Raw genomic sequence first — 4,698 nt, 5'->3', positions numbered from 1 at the left:
GTGATATACCGGGAATGTCGGTTGTAGTATACCATTTATCATTTTACGACCTCGTGATATACCGGTAATGCTGTTGGCGGCATACCATTTATCGTTTTGCGACCCCGTGGTATAGCGAAATGTACGATTTCAATAAAAAATAAAAGGGGTATTTTCCAAATTTATTTCTTAAAAAACGCCTTTCCTCCCACCTTTTCAACAAGTCGAGGAAAGAGAGTATAGAACATGCTCCCTGCATTCATCCAGCCTGGGAGGTTGAGTTCACGCTTAGATGTAAACATCGCATTTACAATTTTAGAAGCGACCACATCAGGGTCCAACATAAACCGATTTACATTCTTCGCATATGTACCAGATTCGTCTGCAATATCGAAAAACCGCGTTCGAATGGGCCCTGGATTTACGGCTGTTACATGGATATTGGTGTTTGAAAGCTCCATCCGTAAACTGTTTGTAAACCCAAGAACAGCGTGTTTTGAGGCGGAATATACAGATGATTTTGGTGTTGCGATTTTCCCAGCCTGTGAGGCAATATTAATGATATGACCCGAATTTTGCTTCATCATCGTCGGCAATACCATCTTTGTACAAGAAATGAGTCCAAAAACATTGACCTCAAACATTGCCTTCATCTGATTTATATCAGCATCCACAACATTTGCAAAAACACCAAACCCGGCATTATTCACAAGCACATCAATTGTTTTTGCATGACGCAGTATATCCTCAAACACTTCTTTTACATTGTCTGTATCACGAACATCCAATTTATAAAATAAGCAGTCAATATTGTATTTATCTTTAATGTTCTGTGCTATTTTTTCTAACTGGTCATAACTGCGGGCCAAAAGAATGGGAGATGCCCCCTGCTCTGCAGCAAGATAGGCAATTTTTTCACCAATCCCACTCGAAGCCCCTGTAATGACAACTGTTTTTCCTTTTAGTCTTGAATTCATTAGAAATTTTTTCACCTCAGATATTAATTTGCATGGTAAATATATTGTCCGTTCACAACTTCTATCTTAATTTCACCTATTTCCTCAAGGAAGTCAAGCTGTCCAACTGTTTCAGACACCGTGAAGAGAGGTTGCTTCAAGTACACTCTCGGGAATAATTGAGTGCATACTTCAAAGGCCGTCATTGGCTTCTTTTTAATCATTTCCAGAACATAATAGGCTCGTTCCTTTTGCGATACGAATCTTTCTTGAATTAAGTCATGTGGATTCACAATATCGTCTCCATGCCCTGTCACGACCTTTGATAAATCAAGGGTAAGAAGTTTTCTTAAAGAATTGTTATATTGAATTAACGGTCTAGGTCTTGCAGTTTCACCAAATTGCGGTGGTTCAAGCAATGGATTTGGCGAGATTTTTGCTAAAAGGGTGTCGCCTGCAATCAGCATTCCGTCCTCTTCCCGATACAAAACGATATGACTTTGCGCATGCCCAGGTGTCTCCAACACTTTAAAGCCCGTTAACCCATCTATTGTATCTCCTTCCCCAGTCGTTGTTGTGAGCGACCTGCGGCAAGAGTATTTAAATTCTTCATCCATATCAATTAAAGCCACAAATGCTGGGTCAAGTCCTAATTGATTGAAAAGATCTTTATAAAATGGCTCATTATCTACAAAGAATTGCTTATCCTGACTAATCCATGGTTGATTTTTTGGATGACCGATTATTGGGATATCCTTACTAAAATAATCAAGTAGTCCGACATGGTCCGGATGATGATGGGTGATCACGATTTGCTCGATATCAGATGGTTTGTAGCCTAACTGACCAAGCTGCTCGTTAAAAGACTGCCATGCTTCCTCCGTTTTTGCTCCAGCATCAATTAAGGTTAAGGTATCTCCCTTAACAACATATACATTCACATCCCCGACTGCAAATGGTGTCGGCAAGGTAATTTTATAAACATCCTTCGTGCTCGTAAGTTTACTCATATAAATCTCCTTTGTACAATATACATATCATTTCGTTACATTTTATCCACTATTAGTTTACCTTTTCAGCATTGTTTTGTCATTATATTCAAATAATATATATGTTATGTACATAAAAATGGGCTTATTTTGAAAAAATAAGTCCTTGACATCCCGCTTAAATCAGTGCATAATGACTAACAATATTAAATTCGTAAAGGCAATGATTAGGACTAGTAAGTCATGCAATGGCGAAAAGAGAGTGAGATCCACCGTCTGAAAGATCTCAAGCCCACTTCTTGATTGAACCTACCTATGAGCTGTTAGGAAAACCTAACCGTCTTTCCCACGATACGGGTACGAGTAGAACATCGAAAAGTCATTTTTTCAGATGTTAAGTAAGGTGGTACCGCGGATAGCCTAGACCTATTCCGTCCTTTAATAAGGATGGAGTAGGTCTTTTTATTTTTAATACTACGGAGGGATCGTTATGGAAATGAAACAAAATATTGTGTTTATTGGGGCCGGCTCAATGGCTGAGGCCATGATTTCTGGAATGCTGCAAAAGGAGCTCTTCTTGCCCGGACAAATTTCTGTAATGAACCGTTCCAATCATACACGATTAGATGAACTACACAAAACGTATGGGGTAACGATTAGTCAGAACAAACGAGAAACGATTGAAAATGCTGGAATCATCATTCTTGCGATCAAGCCAAAGGATGTTGCGGAGGCTGTTTTAGGCATTAAAGATCTTGTCAGCGAAAAACAACTGATCATTTCTGTATTAGCAGGAGTTGCAACAACAACCATAACTGACTTACTGGGCAAAGAAGTGGCAGTTGTACGTGCAATGCCAAACACATCTGCAACCATCGGAAAATCAGCTACTGCCTTATCAATCGGTCAGTACGCAAACGAAAACCATCTTCTGATTGCGCGCCAATTATTTGAAACGATTGGGATTGTTACAACAGTTGCAGAAAAAGACCTACATGCTGTGACGGGTCTATCAGGAAGTGGCCCTGCATATGTATATTATTTAGTTGAAGCGATGGAAAAAGCAGCTGATGATATTGGTCTTGAAAAAGGGATCGCCAAAGAATTAATTCTTCAAACGATTATTGGTGCAGCGGAAATGCTGAAAATTTCACCGAAGCAACCTGCTACATTACGAAAAGAAGTAACAAGCCCAGGTGGTACGACAGAAGCAGGTATAAAAGTGTTGGAGCAATATAATTACCAGCAAGCGATGGTTTCATGTATTAAGCGCGCTACTACTCGTTCAGCCGAGCTCGGAGAAGCCATGCTTCAATCGGTTTCGCAGGAGGATTAAAAGTCACAAGTCAATGTCAGTGAAATTCTACCGAATTCATGGTGCAAAATGGTGGGATTTCACTGACTTTTTTGGTAAAATTTAAATAGTATTAATATTTAGGCAATCGAAATATTACACAATGGAGAGATTCTATGAGTGCACCGCTGATTAAAGAAACACCACCACCACTTAGTTCGACCAAAGAAAAAATTTGGACCCGCGATTTTACCCTTATTTGTATTTCAAACTTTTTTATTTTTCTCGGCTTTCAAATGACCTTGCCAACAATTCCACTTTTTGTAGAACAGCTTGGAGGGAATGACCAACTCATTGGATTAGTCGTTGGATTTTTTACCTTTTCCGCACTTTTAATCAGACCCTTCGCCGGCCATCAATTAGAAAAAAGAGGACGACGCTTCGTTTATTTACTTGGACTTTCCATCTTCGTGATCTCTGTTGGTTCCTATGGAATCATCTCAGGCTTATTTCTTTTATTCGTGTTTAGAATCATTCAAGGGATTGGGTGGGGCTTTTCAACAACAGCCTCAGGCACAATCGCTACAGATTTAATCCCTGCCAAAAGACGTGGTGAGGGAATGGGCTATTTCGGTCTATTCGGTAATGTCGCCCTTGCGTTTGGACCATCTTTAGGTCTTACACTTGCAGGTACAATATCTTTTACAAAGCTCTTTTTCATCTGTGCCATTCTTGGTTTAGTCGCTCTCATCCTATCATCTAGAATCCACTACAAAAAAGTCGAACCTGTAAAAGAGATCCCAAAGAAATGGGACTTTTATGAAAAAACAGCCCTCCCACCTTCGATTCTATTATTCTTTATCACTGTTACATTTGGAGGAATTGCAACCTTTTTACCTTTATATTCTTTACAAAAGGGAATACCCGGAATTGAATGGTACTTTCTTTTATTTGCGGTTGCTTTGATGATTACTCGTACGTTTGCTGGTCGCATTTATGATTTGAAGGGCCACCGAGCAATTTTTACACCTGGTGCTTTTTCAATTGTGATTGCTATGTTTCTATTAGCCTGGTTACCTAGTAGTCTTGTCCTTTATATCGCTGCTTTTCTTTATGGACTTGGTTTTGGCGCCTTACAACCAGCCTTACAAGCTTGGGCTGTGCAAACAGCTCCTGCCCATCGCAAAGGGATGGCAAATGCTACCTTTTTTTCATCCTTTGATTTAGGGGTTGGAATTGGTGCCATTACTTTCGGTCAGATTGCCTACCTATTAGGGTACCAGTCAATCTACATTGCCTCTGCAGTCTCTGTTCTGATTTCCATTTTCCTTTATTTTAAATGGATTGGTAAAACGACAACTCCAGCCTAAGGGGATCCTCTCCCCTTTTTTCAGTTTCATCCTTAAAATCTCTTATCGTTTCGAATAAATTTGGATAGAATATATATATCAAATACGCCTCTGCGTATTTGTGCCCAGAT

General features: G+C 39.7%; 4 protein-coding genes. 2 read left to right on the top strand and 2 right to left on the bottom strand.

What is annotated here, in order from left to right:
- Positions 1-161 precede the first annotated feature (161 nt).
- On the bottom strand, positions 162-956 hold the full coding sequence (locus V7147_RS20140) for an SDR family NAD(P)-dependent oxidoreductase (RefSeq protein ID WP_335369599.1): 795 nt from the start codon (positions 954-956) through the stop codon (positions 162-164).
- 23 nt (positions 957-979) lie between these two features.
- Complete coding sequence (locus V7147_RS20135; protein ID WP_335369598.1) at positions 980-1,945, bottom strand: MBL fold metallo-hydrolase; 966 nt, start codon at positions 1,943-1,945, stop codon at positions 980-982.
- A gap of 469 nt (positions 1,946-2,414) precedes the next feature.
- Between V7147_RS20135 and proI the strand changes: the two genes are divergently transcribed.
- Both proI and V7147_RS20125 read left to right on the top strand, forming a co-directional pair.
- Complete coding sequence (gene proI, locus V7147_RS20130) at positions 2,415-3,260, top strand: pyrroline-5-carboxylate reductase ProI (RefSeq protein ID WP_335369597.1); 846 nt, start codon at positions 2,415-2,417, stop codon at positions 3,258-3,260.
- A gap of 134 nt (positions 3,261-3,394) precedes the next feature.
- Positions 3,395-4,588 (top strand): MFS transporter, encoded by a 1,194-nt coding sequence (locus V7147_RS20125; RefSeq protein ID WP_335369596.1) that lies wholly within the window; start codon positions 3,395-3,397, stop codon positions 4,586-4,588.
- The last annotated feature ends 110 nt before the right edge of the window (positions 4,589-4,698 follow it).

The organism is Bacillus sp. JJ1521, assembly GCF_036965165.1.
Lineage (GTDB): Bacteria > Bacillota > Bacilli > Bacillales > Bacillaceae_L > Ferdinandcohnia.
The sequence above is the reverse complement of the archived record's forward strand: the minus strand, read 5'-3'. Positions and strand labels throughout refer to the sequence as shown.

Coding starts and splice junctions, on each gene's coding strand:
- V7147_RS20140 (WP_335369599.1), bottom strand. CDS start 956: ATGAATTCAAGACTAAAAGGAAAAACAGTTGTCATTACAGGGGCTTCG.
- V7147_RS20135 (WP_335369598.1), bottom strand. CDS start 1,945: ATGAGTAAACTTACGAGCACGAAGGATGTTTATAAAATTACCTTGCCG.
- proI (WP_335369597.1), top strand. CDS start 2,415: ATGGAAATGAAACAAAATATTGTGTTTATTGGGGCCGGCTCAATGGCT.
- V7147_RS20125 (WP_335369596.1), top strand. CDS start 3,395: ATGAGTGCACCGCTGATTAAAGAAACACCACCACCACTTAGTTCGACC.